The sequence below is a fragment of the Streptococcus rupicaprae genome (genome assembly GCF_040545225.1).
GTDB classification, from domain to species: Bacteria; Bacillota; Bacilli; order Lactobacillales; family Streptococcaceae; genus Streptococcus; species Streptococcus rupicaprae.
Genome location: NZ_JBEPLO010000007.1, coordinates 65,387 through 81,828, shown reverse-complemented (window position 1 = coordinate 81,828; position 16,442 = coordinate 65,387). Strand labels below are relative to the sequence as shown.

13 protein-coding genes are annotated in these 16,442 nt (G+C 44.9%); all 13 read right to left on the bottom strand.

What is annotated here, in order from left to right; translation table 11 throughout:
• Nucleotides 1-33: 33 nt before the first annotated feature.
• The 13 genes from ABID29_RS04385 to ABID29_RS04325 all read right to left on the bottom strand — a co-directional run bounded on the left by ABID29_RS04385 (nucleotide 34) and on the right by ABID29_RS04325 (nucleotide 16,346).
• Nucleotides 34-1,527: an ATP-binding cassette domain-containing protein gene (locus ABID29_RS04385; RefSeq protein WP_354364651.1), complete on the bottom strand. Its 1,494-nt coding sequence runs from the start codon at nucleotides 1,525-1,527 to the stop codon at nucleotides 34-36.
• Between the two features lie 254 nt (nucleotides 1,528-1,781).
• Nucleotides 1,782-2,621, bottom strand: a complete 840-nt coding sequence (locus ABID29_RS04380) for an undecaprenyl-diphosphate phosphatase (RefSeq protein ID WP_354364650.1) — start codon at nucleotides 2,619-2,621, stop codon at nucleotides 1,782-1,784.
• 157 nt (nucleotides 2,622-2,778) lie between these two features.
• Nucleotides 2,779-3,696, bottom strand: coding sequence for a pseudouridine-5'-phosphate glycosidase (locus ABID29_RS04375; protein ID WP_354364649.1), 918 nt, complete (start codon nucleotides 3,694-3,696; stop codon nucleotides 2,779-2,781).
• Nucleotides 3,686-4,807: a carbohydrate kinase gene (locus ABID29_RS04370; protein ID WP_354364648.1), complete on the bottom strand. Its 1,122-nt coding sequence runs from the start codon at nucleotides 4,805-4,807 to the stop codon at nucleotides 3,686-3,688. Before ABID29_RS04370 ends, ABID29_RS04375 begins: the two co-directional genes overlap by 11 nt.
• A 133-nt stretch (nucleotides 4,808-4,940) precedes the next feature.
• Nucleotides 4,941-5,150 (bottom strand): capsule biosynthesis transcriptional regulator, encoded by a 210-nt coding sequence (locus tag ABID29_RS04365; RefSeq protein ID WP_168549738.1) that lies wholly within the window; start codon nucleotides 5,148-5,150, stop codon nucleotides 4,941-4,943.
• 90 nt (nucleotides 5,151-5,240) lie between these two features.
• Nucleotides 5,241-6,125, bottom strand: a complete 885-nt coding sequence (locus tag ABID29_RS04360) for an SPFH domain-containing protein (protein WP_354364646.1) — start codon at nucleotides 6,123-6,125, stop codon at nucleotides 5,241-5,243.
• 282 nt (nucleotides 6,126-6,407) lie between these two features.
• Nucleotides 6,408-8,777: a hypothetical protein gene (locus tag ABID29_RS04355; RefSeq protein ID WP_354364645.1), complete on the bottom strand. Its 2,370-nt coding sequence runs from the start codon at nucleotides 8,775-8,777 to the stop codon at nucleotides 6,408-6,410.
• A gap of 131 nt (nucleotides 8,778-8,908) precedes the next feature.
• A complete protein-coding gene (locus ABID29_RS04350; RefSeq protein WP_354364643.1) occupies nucleotides 8,909-9,958 on the bottom strand; it encodes an LLM class flavin-dependent oxidoreductase in 1,050 nt (349 codons plus the stop codon).
• A gap of 104 nt (nucleotides 9,959-10,062) precedes the next feature.
• Nucleotides 10,063-11,313, bottom strand: coding sequence for a threonine ammonia-lyase IlvA (ilvA, locus tag ABID29_RS04345; RefSeq protein ID WP_354364642.1), 1,251 nt, complete (start codon nucleotides 11,311-11,313; stop codon nucleotides 10,063-10,065).
• Between the two features lie 181 nt (nucleotides 11,314-11,494).
• A complete protein-coding gene (locus ABID29_RS04340; RefSeq protein ID WP_354364641.1) occupies nucleotides 11,495-12,745 on the bottom strand; it encodes an Ig-like domain-containing protein in 1,251 nt (416 codons plus the stop codon).
• Nucleotides 12,746-13,103: 358 nt separating this feature from the next.
• Entirely contained in the window at nucleotides 13,104-14,126 is a 1,023-nt protein-coding gene (ilvC, locus tag ABID29_RS04335) for a ketol-acid reductoisomerase (RefSeq protein ID WP_354364640.1), read from the bottom strand.
• A gap of 50 nt (nucleotides 14,127-14,176) precedes the next feature.
• Nucleotides 14,177-14,653: an acetolactate synthase small subunit gene (gene ilvN, locus ABID29_RS04330; protein ID WP_354364639.1), complete on the bottom strand. Its 477-nt coding sequence runs from the start codon at nucleotides 14,651-14,653 to the stop codon at nucleotides 14,177-14,179.
• The gene (locus ABID29_RS04325; protein WP_354364637.1) at nucleotides 14,646-16,346 is read right to left on the bottom strand and encodes an acetolactate synthase large subunit; all 1,701 of its coding nucleotides are present in this window, start codon (nucleotides 16,344-16,346) and stop codon (nucleotides 14,646-14,648) included. The genes ilvN and ABID29_RS04325 overlap by 8 nt, the downstream gene beginning before the upstream one ends.
• Nucleotides 16,347-16,442 lie beyond the last annotated feature (96 nt).

Genomic DNA, 16,442 nt, shown 5'->3' with positions numbered 1-16,442 from the left:
AGAAATCTGATAAGGTCAAACCTTTCGTGCCTTCTAGTCTTTCATCTGCGTCATGTCCATTAGCTTCCACTCCATGGCCTCTAATAAACTTCTATCATGGGTCACCAATACAATTGCGCCTGAGTAAGTCTGCAAGATTTCCCGAAATTCCTCCTGAGAAGTCGGTGACAGGTGACGGGTCGGCTCATCTAGTAGGAGGACATTATTTTGGTCTAAGACCATCTTGGCCAGGCAAAGTTTGGCTTTTTGACCACCAGAAAGTTTTCTGGCAGGGTGGTGGATTTCCTCTCTGGTCAATTGGAGGCTGGCTAACAGCGTTCTAGCTTCCTGGTCTGAGATGGTCTGGGTCAGAAAGTCCAAGGCAGACTGGTCTTCTGGTAAAATCTGATGGTAATCTTGTGGCATGTAGCCCAGGGAGATGTCCTCACGCTGGCGTAGGTCTTCTCGGATGGCCATGAGCAACCTGGTCTTGCCGATACCATTTTTACCAATAATGGCCAGCCGATCTTGTCCACGCAAAGTCAGATCGAGAATCTGCCTCGTTGGCAAGGTCTTGCTCTCCCAGGCCAGCAGGACTTTTTGAGCTGGCAGGGGCTCAACACCAGAGAAGAAGAGGTTGATGCGGTCCATGTCCTGAGGAATGGCCGTAAAATCCTTGCTTTCTCGTTCAAACCGTTTCTCCTGTGACTGGAGGCTTTTCATTTTCTTGGCCAAGAGACGACCTGCAACATCATTTTTAGTGTTTCTCAACTGGTGTTCAACCCGTTGCTGGATCCGTTGATTCTCCGTCAAGCGTTTGGCCTGGTCTTCTCGTTGTTTATTAGCGATTTGTAAGTCCTTGTCAAACTGGTGCTGGCGGTCCGTCTTGTAGCTGTCATAGTCACCCTTGTAAACGGTCCAGCGGGGCTCTTTGCGCTTTTGCAGGAGCTCCAGGTGGAGGATGCTGGTGGCAGCTTTGGACAGAAGTGCTTCGTCGTGGGAGATAAAGATGACTGTCTTGTCCGTTTCTCGGATAAAGTCTTCCAGCCAGATGAGGGTCTCCATATCCAAGTCCCCGCTGGGTTCGTCCAAGATTAGCAGGTCTGGGTCAGTCGCTAGCAACTTGAGGAGTTGGAGTTTGATTTTTTCACCGCCAGACAGGCTAGATAAGCTCTGCCCTTTTTCCTCAAAACCTTCCACATCTAAACCGAAGCGGGCGGCAGTCGTCCAGAAGAGCTGGAAATCAAAGTGGTCGTAGTCCAAATCCGCATAGATAAAGTCGGTCACGGTCTTCTCCAGCAGGTCAGCAGGTGCTTGCTGGGGCAGGTAGGCAACTTGATTAAAGCGGTTGATGACCTGGCCCTCCATCTGGGCGTAGGAGCGGATGCTGGCGGGGTCAAGCAGGGCTTGGATGAGGGTAGACTTGCCTGTCCCTTCCTCACCAATGATGGCCAGCTTGTCGCCAGGGTTGACGACTAGGTTGAGGTTTTTTATCAGGGTCTGCAAGTCCTTGAGGTGGGTGATGGTGATATCTCGTAGTTGTAACATAAGGCCTCCTTGTATCAAAAAACTTCCTACCCTATCAAGTAGAAAGTTCTAAAAGCATGCACAAAGAAACCCCATAGGGCGAATTCAAAAAAGGACACACTAAAAAACAAACTTGATAAGGTCTTATCGTTGATTGTTTTTTTAGTTGTTCATGTCCCCTTTACCTCCAATATATAGCTGAGATTATTTTAACAAAGCTTAAAGGACTTGTCAAACGGCTCTTTAGTCAACCAACACGTTCCCAGCAGCTGTCTTTACAAGATGAACTTGATACCAGAGTAGGCTAAGAGAAAGACCCCCAGTACAATCCGGTATTTTCCAAACAAGGTAAAATCATGGCGTTTAACATAATCGGTCAAGAAGCGAATGGCAAGGATAGAAACGCCAAAAGCGACCAACATCGCAACCACAAGCACAGCCAATTGACTTACAGTTAGGGCCGTCCCCGACAACAGGAACTTGGCCACCTTGAGAAGACTGGCCCCAAACATGACAGGAATGCCCAAATAGAAGGTAAATTCTGTCGCAACAGGACGACTCGTTCCCATCAGCATTCCGCCGATAATGGTCGCTCCCGAACGGCTAGTCCCTGGAACGAGGGCCAAAACTTGAAAGAAACCGATCATAAGCGCTGTCTGGTAGGACATCTTGGCCACACTAGTTACCCTAGGCTCCATCTTACGGTAGCGTTCTATCCAAATGAAGACCAGACCGTATAAGATCAAGGTCGTCGCCACGACAGGAACATTGTGAAAATGCGCATCCAACCAGTCATCCAAAGGCAGACCAATGATCAAAGCAGGCAAACAGGCGATGACCACCTTGGCCCACAACTGCCAGGTCAAACGGACCTGAGTCGCTGTTTTAGACGGCTTAAAAGGGTTGAGTTGATCAAAACGGATGACCATGACAGCTAAAATGGCTCCCAGCTGAATCACGACATTGAACATTTCCATAAAGTCTGGCGTCGCCGAACGGAACTTGACCCACTCTTCTAAAAGAATCAAGTGTCCCGTCGAAGATATTGGCAACCACTCTGTAATCCCTTCGACAATCCCATACAAGACAGCTTTTATCAATTCCAGTAACATCACAACCTCCAAAAATTAATCCAATCAGTTCATTATACCAGATTTTCTTGCGGGTCTCCATTGCTACCCGATAGTTCTACTCATTCTAGGGCATATTTCAGGTTTTTCCTGAAAACCAAAAGACCAGGACGATAAACTCCCAGTCTTTAACGTATTCTTCCTACAACTGATTGTAGCTACTAGCGATTTGAGCTCCTACCTTAGCATTATTGTAAACCAATTGAATATTAGCCGCCAGACTCTTGCCGTCGGTCAACTCAACGATTTTCCCAAGCAGGAACGGAGTGATATCCTTGCCGACAATGCCGTTTTCTTCTGCTTCTGCCACAGCTTTTTCAATGATACTGTCAATATAACTTGCTTCCAATTCATGTTCTTTTGGAATTGGATTAACTACCAGAAGACCTCCATTAAGGCCTAGATCTTCACTAGTCTTAACAATCGAAGCCAAGGTGTCGACAGAATCGGTATGGCTGTTCAAGCTGTAAGGGCTGGTCCCTGTGTAGAAGGCTGGTAAAACTTCGGTTTTATAGCCGATCACTGGAACACCCTTGGTTTCCAAATACTCCAAAGTACGTGGCAAATCAAGAATCGATTTAGCCCCTGCACAGATAACAGTAACTGGTGTTTGAGCCAATTCGTCCAAGTCCGCAGAAACATCCATAGTCTCTTCAAAGCCACGATGGACACCACCGATACCACCTGTCACAAAGAATTTGATGCCTGCAAAAGCAGCGCCGATCATAGTAGTCGCAACCGTTGTTGCCCCGATACGCTTGGTCGCAATGATTTCAGCCAAATCACGACGGGATACCTTAGCGACATTCTCCTCTGTAGCCAAACGTTCAAGGTCTGCCTCGGATAAACCAATCTTATATTTCCCATCCATAATAGCAATGGTGGCTGGAACTGCGCCGTTGTCACGGATGATCTGTTCTACTGTTTTGGCCATCTCAACGTTCTGAGGGTAAGGCATGCCGTGTGAAATAATGGTGGATTCCAGGGCCACAATCGGCTTGCCACTAGCCTTGGCTTCAGCTACCTCTGGAGAAAATTCTAAATAACGTTCAATTGTCATGATCAAATAAATCCTTTCTTTCTTGTAAAAAACTGTGACGGGATAGGGTCTTACGAACCGTATCCGAAGATAAAATGGTGTGGTAGGCATTGGTCAGGCCAAACTCTAAGGTTTCCTTTTGGTCATAACCATTTAACCAAGCAAAGAGAACTCCAGCAGACAGGGAATCACCTGCTCCTGTTGCGTCCACCATCTGGGGAACGACCTTGGGCGAAATCATGAGCTTCTCGCCACCAGCCCTAGCATAGAGCATGGACTTGGCGCCTCTGGTGACCAGAACCTGCCCAACACCACAAGCCAGCCAAGACTCAGCCAGTGCCTCAAAATCAGCTTCTGACCCAACCTTCCGGTCAAAGAAAAACTCGCTCTCATCTTGGTTAACGATCAACCACTCTACACCTGTCAAATCCTTGGGCAGATGGGCCATCTTGGGAGCCGACACAGGAATAAGAGCCAAAGCAACCTTTCGCTCCTTGGCCAAGGCGATCAGATAAGCCAGACTTTCCTTGGGAAGATTCAGATCCACAACCAAGAGACTTGCACGGCTGATCAGGTCCTCGTACTGCTGGAGCCAGGATACCGTCATGGTATCGCAAATAGCCATATTGGCTAAGGCTAGACTCATTTCTCCGTCCAAATCAATAACAGCCGTATAGGAACTTGTCGTCTGACCTGGGTCAATATCCACCTGCCTTAGATTGATATAGGACTGCGATTGATTTTTGATCAATTCCCAATCTTGGTCATTGCCAGCTCGGGATAGCATGAGGACATTTTCGCCCAAACGTCCCAAATTTTCAGCAATATTGCGTCCTACACCCCCTATTGATACCTCGCTTCGAACGGGGTTAGATGTCTTTAAAATCAACTCTTGGCAGGCATAGAACTTACGGTCAACATTCATCCCTCCGATACAGATAATCGGAGCATCGTCATTGATCACATAGGCCCTACCTAGAAGATAATTCCGCTTGATCAAATCAGATATCATATTAGCGATACTAGATCTAGACATCCCCAGCTGGTCAGCAATCTCCTGTTGCGAGTAGAAGGGATACTGGCGGATCACTTCTAGAATTGCCTGTTCTTTTTCGTTTAAAACGTCAATCACCTCCTGACAAAGTTCTAAAAAATGATTTTTGTCTACAAATCAATTGTAACCCCTTACTTCTTAAAAAGCAAGCAAAAACTGTTCTCCGTAGCAAAAAAAGCCGAAACCTTGGTTCCAGCCTTTTTATAATTAATTAATCATCGTATTTTTCATGATTTTTATCGTAAAAATCAATCAAACCTAGCGCTGTTGCAAATGAAATGTTGTCAATCTTTGCACGGCCTTGAGCCAACGCAATAATTGACATCTCACGTGCGTTTGTTTCTTTACTGATACGGTACCCCGTTAATTTCTTCTCACGCACCCAGTTGACAACTGCTTCGACTTTTTCATAGTTAGTCACGCTTGATAGCCTCCTTTTTTTAAAATTTCCTAATTATGTATTATAGCATACAAAGTTGGACGAATCAATCACTTTTTTCCAATTTTAAGGTTACTTAACCTTTAAAGCTGACAAAATTTGTGTCCGAATATCATCAACAGCCTGTGGACTGTTGGGCAAGAAGATTGCCTGGTTTCCTTTTTCAGCAAACTGATTAAGCGTGTCTAAGTATTGGTTAGTCAAGAGGATAGACATAATCTGCTCCTCATCCAAAGAAACATTTGCATCACGCAATTCCTGAATAGAATCCGCCAAACCATCTACAATGGCCTTACGTTGTTCAGCAATACCAACCCCATGCAGGCGATCTTTCTCAGCTTCCGCTTCGGCTGCCGTCACGATTTTTATCTTATCAGCATTGGCCAATTCTTGAGCTGCTACACGCTTGCGCTGAGCCGCGTTGATCTCGTTCATGGACTGCTTAACTTCACTGTCTGGATCAACCCGAGTAATCAGAGTTTTTACAATGATATACCCATAGGTAGACATCTCTTCGGCCACCTGTTTTTGAACTTCAAGAGCGATTTCGTCTTTCTTCTCAAACAACTCATCCAAGGTTAGTTTTGGAACTGATGAACGCAATGCATCTTCAATGTAAGACTTAATCTGTTCTTCAGGCCGCATCAGCTTGTAGTAGGCGTCTGTGACATTTTGTTCATCCACTCGGTACTGAGTTGCCACATTCATTGTTACGAAAACATTATCGTTGGTTTTCGTCTCTACAATCATGTCATTTTGCAAAACACGCAACTGGATACGGGCCGCAATGCGATCGATCCCAAAAGGTAGCTTGAACTGAATCCCAGCCGTTGCTGTTCGTTGGTACTTCCCAAACCGTTCAACAATGGCCACTGTCTGCTGTTTGACTACATAAAGACAGGATAGCAAAACTAAGAACAGAATAGTCAGTAGAACAACGAAAATAATTAAACTCATAAAACCTTCCACTACAAAGCCCCCTATTGATAGTTTATATGTATAGTATAGCAAACAAGTAAAAAAATGTAAAGAGATATGGAGCTATATCTGCCAAAGTAAGGATAAAATATCCTGAGACACTAGATACAAGTTTTTCCGATCCATTTATTTTATCGCCACCATTGATGAGACGGTTGAAAGAAAATCGACAACTTATGGCTGTTCTAAACACAAGTCACTAAGACCGAACGCTGTAAGATTGTTTTGTGATTTTCTTCCTCCTTGATACCTCATGCCTAGTTAATCTTCACTTTTTTTCCTTCGAAATGATACAACCATTCCAGCAATCGCTGTCAGCAATCCAAATTGCCAGAAGCCTTGAACGCTATCACCAGTCTGAGGTAGTTGTTTTTTGGCCATTTCTGATGATTTTTTAGGGCTTGCTACAGGCTTAGAAGAAGCTTTAGCATCAGGCATCATCCCTTTTCGATAGGTTGGGAAGGAAACATCTGGCGCTTTTTCTTGTTGCGATTCGCTCTTCTTCACTGTTTTATCTTCTTTTGCCTTAGGAGAGGATGGTAGCGGTGAATAGTTTGGTTTCAACCGTTTAGATTGAGGATCATCTGGTTGCATCTCCTTCTTCGGCTCAGAAGGAAGATTATCTTTCTTCTCTGGTTGACCTGGTTGTTTTGGATCTGCCGGCACATGCTCCTTCTTCTCTGGAAGGCTTGGCGTCTCTGTTTCTGAAGGGGCTTTTTCTGCTTTCTCTGGAAGAGCTGGTTGTGTCCGTTCTGTCGGCACACTCTCTTGCTTCTCTGGGAGACTTGGAGTTTTTGGCTCAGATGGAACAGGCGTGCTTTCCGCTTTCGGTGTTGGAAGCATACCGTTCTGCAAGGCTTCTATTTTCTTGAGTAGCTCTTGCTCTTTTTCGACTAACGCCGCTTTTTCTTGTTGCAAACTGTTCACTTTTTGATTAGCATCTTCAAGACGCATCCTCAAGGAAGCCAATTCTTGCTCAAGTTGAGCCTTGTCCTCTCCCAATTGTTGATTGGCCGCTTGAGATTTTTGAAGCTCAAGAGTCACGTTTTCTAGCGCTCTATCTTTATCAGCTAGGGCTTTTTCAGCCGCTGCCTTTTCTGCTTGCAAGTCTCCTTGAGCTTTCTCAACTTCAGCCACTTTATTGGCAAGCTCTTCTTGTAGTCGAGTCAATTGTTGAGCTTGTTCTTGGGCTTGCTGCTGCAGGGTAGCCTTCTCGGTCTCAAGAGCTTGTTGTTTCGCTTCCAATGTCACCAGTTGAGCCTTAAGCTGGTCAAGCTCAGCGTTAGGCGTAGGGACTTGAGGTTTTTCTTCAGGAACTACCTTGTTTTCGAGTTGCTGTTGAAGGGTGTTAATCCTTTCCTGAAGGCTAGCCTTTTCCGCGCTCAAGCTTTTTTCTTTTTCTTGCAGCTCTGTCAACCGTTGTTGGTTATCAGTTGCTTCTTTCTCAAGGCGAGCCTTGTCTTGACTAAGCGTTTCTGCTTGGTTTTTAGACGCTTCCAACTGTTCAGCAAGGTCTTCTGCTTTTTCTTGCAACGCTTGACGCTCTTGTTCAAGCCTGTCTTTCTCAGCTTTCAGTTGGACATTATCAAGTAACTCGCTGCCATTTGGAGCTTTCTTAAGCGCCTCTTCTAATTCAGCAATCTTAGTAGCAATAGCACCTTTTTCTTTCTCAAGCTCAGCTTTCTGGCGTTCTAAGGTTTCCAGTTGATGCTTCTGATTATTTCTTTCAGCCTCGATGTCCTCTTTTTCTTTTTTAAGCGCTTCAGCTTCACTCAAAGCTTTCTCTCGCTGTTCTTGTAAGCTTTGTCTATCTTGTTCAGATTTTTCTAGGCGCTCTTCTAATTTCTTATTTTTTGATTCTAAGTCCTTGTTCGTATGATCTAAGCCTGTTTTCTCCTTACGAAGAGCTTCTAAGTCTCTACTTTGCTGTTCAGCTTCTGATTCTTTTTTAGCGAGTTCTTTTTTAACTTCCTCTAGTTCTGACTTACTTTGCTCTAGTTTATTTTCGGTTTCTTTGAGACGGTTTTCTAGTTCTCTAGCTTTCTGTGTCCCATCTTTAGCTGCCAAGTCTTCTTTAAGCTTTTCATTCTCGGCTTTAATTCGATTCAATTCATCAAAAGCCATGCTAAGCTTTTCGACTTGCTTCTTATTCTCTTCGTCAGTAGTTTTTATTAACTCGCGATGCTCATTTTGCAATTCCTCAATCTGCTTTTGTTGTTCCAACACTTGCTTTTGGAGTTCATCAGCTTTCTGATCTGGTTGTTTCTTCAGCACATTAGGAAAACGTGTGCCAATCTCTTCCAAGAAAAGCTGCTTTAACCGCTTGATAGCCTCATCATCTGAATCAACTAAAATAGAAAGAATATCTGTCTTATCGTAGTAATAAGCCAAGGTTTCAGGCAACAAGTCTTTCAATACTAACTTAACATCTTCAGGTTTAAAGTCCTTACTCTTAAGAACTTCAGTCAATCTCTTTGCATTAGGGTCCCTTGAAATAATCTCATTCGCAGCACCCGTTGTCCCAGCATCACTCACCTGAGCTAAGACCGGCACTTGGTTAATCGCCATCCCACCCAAGAGCGCAGCTGTTAGTGCAACTCTACATAATTTTCTTAGTTTACGTGACTCCATAGAAAAAAACCTTCCTTCACTATTTGATAGCTAAATTATAGTTTAATTTTCTATTAGATCTCTGTCTAAAATCTGTTTTTTATCTACTTTATGTACTTTTTGTCCTTCTATGGCCAAAAAAACTGAAATTTTTAGCCTTTTTCAAAATAAGCCCTCACTCTCGGAGCCACTTCCTCCCCATAAATGCGGATGGCTTTCAAGGTTTCCTCATGGGGCATGGACCCGATTGGCAGGTGCATCATGAAGCGGTCCAGATCGAGATTTTCTATCAAACGGATGATCTTATTGGCCACCGTTTCAGCACTCCCCACAAACATGGCCCCATCTGGACCGACAGCTTGCAGATAATAATCATAGGTCATCGGACGCCAGTAAGGACGGGTCTTGCCGATGCCATCGGACATGGCCTTGGTCGGATGGTAATAGTCTGCAACAGCCTTTTCATCCGTCTCAGCCAACCAGCCCCAGGAATGGGCTCCGACCTTGAGACGCTCTGGCTGGTGCCCCGAACGGCGTCCGATTTCTCGATAAGCTTGGATCAGTCGGCCAAAGGCCAAGGGATTGCCACCGATAATGGCATAGGCGATCGGCAGTCCCTTCTCAGCGATTTTCACAGTAGAGTCCAGGTTGCCCCCTGTCGCTACCCAAATTGGAAAATCTTCCTGGACCGCTCTTGGCACGACAGGCTTATTCTCAACAGCCTGCGTGTGCTTGCCTGACCATGTGAGGTTGGTTTGTTTCTTGATTTCCAGGAGCATGTCTAACTTCTCATCGAACAGTTCTTCATAGTCCTTCAAGTCATAACCAAACAGTGGGAAGCTCTCTGTGAATGAACCTCGCCCTGCCATAATTTCTGCTCTGCCATTTGACAAAGCATCGATAGTCGCATACTGCTGGTAAAGGCGAACAGGGTCCATCGAAGACAGGACACTAACCGCTGAGCTCAGGCGAATCTTTTTGGTATTGACAGCACCCGCAGCCAGGACAATTTCTGGCGCAGACACGGCAAAGTCTTCCCGATGGTGTTCACCGATGCCATAAAAATCCAAGCCGACCTGATCAGCCAACTCAATCTCCTCAACCAGATCCCGTAGACGCTGGGCATGACTGATGGCTTGACCTGTGCTTTCTAGCTCAGTTGTATCCCCAAAGGTTGAGATTCCTAGTTCAATTTTTTTCATCCTTATAACCTCCATTTTCTTTATAATATCTTTAGTTAGTGATATTTGCAAGGAAATTGCTCACAAAAAAATCCCCCTAAACTAAATTCAGAGGGATATTTTGCTTAGACTAGTAAGCCGTAGAGGGTTTCATTGCCCTGTAAATTGATAAAGTGAGGATCAAAGGAGCTTAAGCGCTCAATAAAGCCGTCGTAATCTGCCTTGTCACCAAGGGCAATCCCGATCAAGACCGGCCCCTTGCCACGGCTAGCCCGCTTGATGTACTCAAATCGGGTGATGTCGTCATGCTCACCCAGGATATTGTTGACAAATTCCCGCAAAGCTCCAGGACGCTGAGGGAAATTAACCACAAAGTAATGCTTAATCCCGTCATAAATCAGGGCACGTTCTTCCATTTCAGGCATACGGTTAATATCGTTGTTCCCCCCTGAAATCACACAACAAATGGTTTTCCCCTTGATTTGTTCGCGTAGTAGCTCCAAAGCAGCAATTGTTGCTGCTCCAGCAGGCTCTGCCACAATCCCTTGTTTGGAATAAAGGTCAATCACCGTCTCAGAGATCAAGCCCTCATCGACCGCAACCAGTTGGTCAACATAGCGTCTGGCTACCTGGTAGGTCAACTGACCGACTTGCTGAACCGCAATCCCGTCTGCAAATTTGTCGATTTGCTCTAACTTAACAGGCCGACCAGCTACAAAGGCAGCCGCCATAGAGGCCGCTCCGCTGGCTTCGACACCGACAATCCTTATCTCTGGAGCCGTTTCTTTCAAATAGGCCGACATGCCAGAAATTAAGCCACCACCTCCGACAGGAATAAAAATGTGATCAAAGGAGATCCCTTCATCTTCAGCCACTGCCATGATCTCATAAGCCACCGTCCCTTGTCCTGCCTGGACATGGGCGTCATCAAAGGGATCGATAAAGGTCATCCCTTTGTCTTTAGCATAAGCTAATGCGGCTTGGGCCGATTCATCAAAGGTATCGCCTACTAAGCGAATCGTAACAGTTTCTCCTCCAAAAAATTGGACCTGAGAAACTTTTTGCTGAGGAGTGGGGACTGGCATGAAAATAGTGGCAGGTATCCCCATCTCATGACAGGTATAGGCAACCCCTTGGGCATGATTGCCCGCAGAGGCACAAACCACTCCGAGTGCTTTTTGCTCATCTGTCAGCTGACTGATAGCATAATAGGCCCCCCGTAGTTTAAAGGAGCGAACCTTCTGCGCATTTTCCCGTTTTAAATAAATAGTCGCACCATATTTCTCCGATAAGTAGCGGTCATAGTCAAGAGGTGTTTCAACCGCTACATCCTTCAGTACATGGTAGGCTTTTACAATATCATTTGCTTCAATCATCACTGCCCATCCTTTTTTAAAATATCTCCTAGTATATCAAAAAAGTCTGAATTTTTCATCTTTTATTCAAATATCGTGAGTCATTTCCTTATATCTTTTAAATTTCAGCAAAAAGAGTGAGACAAACAATCACAATAGCTTCATCATGACTGCCTGCCCCACTCTTAAAAATGAAATACTTCTATTCCTTCGTAATAATAGAATAGTTCAGCATAGGATTTTCTTGACTAAACTCTTCTTTGCCAATAAAATACTCTGTCTTTTTTGCTTCTCCATCTTTTATGATTGTCATACGAATCGTGTAGTTAGCTTTAGGGAGGTCTCTAAAAATCAAGTGACCTTCCTTGTCCATAGAACCAGAAGACACAAATTCTCCGGTATCTGTTCTAAAGAGCTGAACAAACTCCCCTGTCACTGGCAGGCCTTGTTTATCTCGAACCTGAATACTTAACCCATAAATCATTTGTTGAGAAAAGCCACCGGCCTTTTTATAGGTATAACCGCCATTTACTGTTTCTCTCAGATGGCCAGCTCTATCAAGATGCACTTGATTTTCCAAACGCTGACCAATCTCAGGTAGTGCAGTCAATTCTGTTTTGTACACAATTCTAACCCCTTCTTCCGGCGATAAATCTCCCAAGGAAAGTTCATACGATTGAGAGCTGGTACTCAGTGAAACCTGATCTGTAATATCTACCGAATCAATCAACACCCATTCATGATTCTGCCAAGACCATTGCCCCTTGTAGACCCTGAAACTATCTAACAAGTAGACCATGTTTTGATGCTGTAACTGTTCAGAAACGACAAGATCCTCCATAGACTCCTGACTACGATTGAGGGACACAACATGGGTTGCTTGGTTGAGATTGGCATCTTCTTGCCAAGCAGACTTGTTGATACGTGTTTCCACCTGCTCTTCCTTGCCTGCAAAATTTAATTCTCCTGCAGACAGCCTTTGACCATCTACTGTAAAATCTACCGGAATCATATAGGGAATATCCTTATGATGGTCCACTTGAGCATAGAAGAAAAATGTCCCTTCCGCTCTCGGTCGATTGAGTATTTGGTCTGTATAAGTTACTGTTAACGTCTTGGTCCCTGGATTCATCCGAGCCTTCCCAATAACGTTACCCTCTTCATCTTGAACATCAAAATCTCCCAGATTTCCAAATTTTAACTCTGTAGGTAAAACAATCTCCGTTTTTCCACCGCCCTGAGCAATATCCTCGGGGATTACGAAATCAACATTCACACGAAAGAGCTCCCACTGCTTGACAAGGTCGATAGCGTCTTCTCCTTGAGCCCTACTCAAATAAAGGCGTTGAATCAGAACCTCCTTATCTTGACCTTGCGATTCGGCAGTCACCTGACTGGTTTTTAGCCATAACAAAATAGATAGCGTTAGAAAGAAAGTAAAACATTTCTTCATTTGGTTGTCCTCCTTAAACCATTTAGCTAATTCTATTTAAACAGAGCTTTGTGTCAACTACAAGTTTATTTGGTGACAAACAATTAAAGAATTGTAACAGGCGAAACATAGATCACTTGTTTGGTGTAAAATATCCTGTCTCTCTTAGGCTAATACTCTTTGAAAACTGAAGATACCCTCAACCCGCTTCGATAAATTCCAGTTCTAATATCAACTTCCTTTCCTAGGCTAGATTGATTTTCTTTGAGTATTAAATAAATCCGCAAAAAGACTAGGCCAGGCCTAGTCTTTTTAAGCAAGTTTTGTCTTATCAAGCATTTGGTCCTAGATCAAGGGCAACAACTGACAAGCATCTTTTTTAGTTATAAATCTTAAAGTTATCGTCGTCGTTGCGACTAACGAATGGCATAGCCTTACGCAATTCAGCACCTACTTTTTCAATTTCAAGACCTTCAGCGGCATCACGGTAAGCTTGAAGCTTAGGACGACCAGCCTTATAGTCGTTGACAAAGTCATTGGCAAACTTGCCAGATTGGATGTCCGCGAGGACAGCTTTCATGTTTTCCTTAACCTGATCTGTGATCACGCGTGGACCTGAAACGTAGTCTCCAAACTCGGCTGTGTTTGAAATAGATTGGCGCATTTTCTTGAAGCCACCTTCGTAGATCAAGTCCACAATCAATTTCATCTCATGAAGAGTTTCAAAGTAAGCCAATTCTGGTGCATAACCAGCTTCTGTCAAGACTTCAAAACCAGCTTGAATCAAGGCTGTCAAACCACCACAGAGAACCGCTTGCTCACCAAACAAATCTTCTTCCGTTTCTTCTTTGAAAGTAGTCTCAAGAAGACCCACACGCGCAGAACCCACTCCTTTAGCCCAGTCCATCGCAATGTTCTTGGCATTTCCTGTCGCATCTTGGTAAACTGCATAAAGTGCAGGAACCCCAAAACCTTCCTCATAAGTCCGACGCACCAAGTGACCAGGTCCTTTTGGCGCTACCATGAAGACATCCACATCAGCAGGCGCCTTGATAAATTCAAAGTGAATGTTAAAGCCATGAGCAAAGCCTAGAGCGTTCCCTGCTTCCAAGTTTGGCTCGATTTCTTCTTTGTAGGTGTCCGCTTGAATCTCGTCAGGCGCCAAAATCATGATAACATCTGCCAACTTAGTCGCTTCTGCGACAGAATAAGCCTCAAAGCCATCTTCTTTTGCTTTATCGAATGACTTCCCTGCACGTACACCGATGATGACGTCATTGCCTGAGTCACGCAAGTTTTGTGCGTGGGCATGGCCTTGTGAGCCATAACCGATTACGGCGATTTTTTTGCCTTGAAGGGCTGCGACTTGAACATCTTTTTCGTATTGCATTTGAACTGCCATATTGTTTCTCTTTTCTTTTTAATAAATTCTGCTTTTTAAGCCTGTGCTGGCTAGTCTCTGGTAAAGCCTGTCACCCCTGTGCGAGCAACGTTCTTTATACCATAAGGTGTGATCACTCTTAGGAGAGCTTCTATTTTTTCAGAGCCTCCTGTCATCTGAATCGTGATTGACTTGGGTGCCACGTCCACTACCGATGCCCTAAAAGGCTGGATAATAGCCAAGATTTCTGCCCGTTTGATAGGAGGCGCCGAAATCTTAACCAGGATCACTTCCCGCTCCAAATGCGGAAGGTCTGTGATATCCCTGACTCGCACAACGTCAATCAAACGATTCAGTTGCTTGATGATTTGTTCGACTTCCTCAAAGGTTGCCACATCAATGATGAGCGTCACTCGGGAAATCGTTTTGTCTTCGGTATGACCGACTGAGATGGACTCGATATTGACCTGGCGACGAGAAAGGACACCTGTGAATCGGTTGAGAACACCTGTTGAGTTACGGAGTTTTGCTGTTAACATTCTACGCATTGAATTCCACCCCCAACATTTCAAAATTGCTCTTACCGCTCGGAACCATCGGATAAACCCGCTCACGATTTGAAATCGAAACCTCTATCAACATCGGGACATCCTCCGTAAGCACTTCTAAATCTTTGACAATGGTCTTTGGATCTTTAAAGTGGTAAGATTTGACCCCGTAAGCCTGAGCCAGGAGCTGGAAATTAGGCTCAGCGTCAAAGGTTGACTCGCTTCGACGCTCACTGTAGAAGGATTCTTGCCACTGGCGAACCATTCCCAAGGAGTGATTGTTGAGCAGGATAATTTTTATTGGCACACCGTAACCATTCAAGATGGCCATTTCTTGGTTGGTCATCTGGAAACCTCCGTCCCCGACAAAGAGGATCACTTCCTTATCAGGATTGGCCAATTTAGCTCCGATGGCTGCCGGAATACCGAAGCCCATGGTCCCAAGACCACCTGATGTGACCAACTGACGCCCGTGCTTGTAAGGATAATACTGGGCCGCCCACATCTGGTGCTGACCGACATCCGTCACCACTATCGCCTCACCCTTGGTCAATTGACCAATCACTTCGATCACTTCCTGGGGCTGAATAAAGTCTAGGGACCTATGATACGGCTTCACGCGATTCTTGTTAAAGGTCACTTGCTTGATCCAAGCAGACGTATCCACCTCAACTGTTTCTAGTTTCAGCAACCCCTCAAGTGCCCTCTTAGCATCACCCACAATAGGAATATCCGCCCGAATGATTTTAGAAATCTCTGCTGGATCAATATCGACATGGGCCACAAAAGCATCCTTGGCAAAAGTCGTCACATTACCCGTCAGACGATCATCAAAGCGCGACCCAAAGTTAATCATGTAGTCTGCTTCTGTCAGTGCCATATTGGCCGCATAAGAGCCGTGCATGCCTCCCATGCCCAGATTCAGAGGATGGTCATGCGGCATAACACCCAAACCTAAGAGCGTGGTTACGACAGGGATTTGATACCGCTCCGCAAAGAGACGCAAGGCATCTGCTCCACCAGCGTAAGCCACCCCTCCACCAGCTAAAATGACTGGGCGTTTGGCAGCTGTAAGCTGGTCTACCAATCGTTTCAGTTGCAGGCCATTCGGCTCGATAGTCGGCTGGTAGCTAGGTAAGTCAAGCGTCGGATTGGTCACTGCTATCACTTCACGTTCCTGAATATCCTTAGGGATATCAATAACAACCGGACCAGGACGACCTGTCGTCGCAATATGGATCGCCTCTGTGATAACCCTAGGGATATCTTCTGTGTGGCGAATTTGATAATTGTACTTGGTGATCGGCATGGTCAGACCAACAATATCTGCTTCTTGAAAGGCATCTTTACCGATTCCTGGTGTCGCTACCTGACCAGTAAAGACAAGCAAGGGGACACTGTCTGCCATGGCATCCGCAATACCTGTGATAGCATTGGTCGCACCTGGACCAGAGGTTACCAGGGCAACGCCAATTTTCCCAGTTGATTTAGCATAACCTTCAGCTTCATGGAGAGATCCTTGTTCGTGCCTTGACAAGACATGTTGAATGCCCTCAAATTGATAAATTGCATCATAAAGTGGTAAAACAGCACCACCTGGATAGCCGAAAATCGTATCCACTCCTAGCCCTTGTAAGGTTTCAAGAACCAGTTGCGAACCCTTCTTAGGCTCATTGAGCTTATCTTTCGCCATATTCCCTCCTTTGCTCTATTTTCTAAAAATTCCAAAACTTTCTTAATATGATACCATGTTTTCGAAAAAATGCAACTATTTTTTACCATATAATGA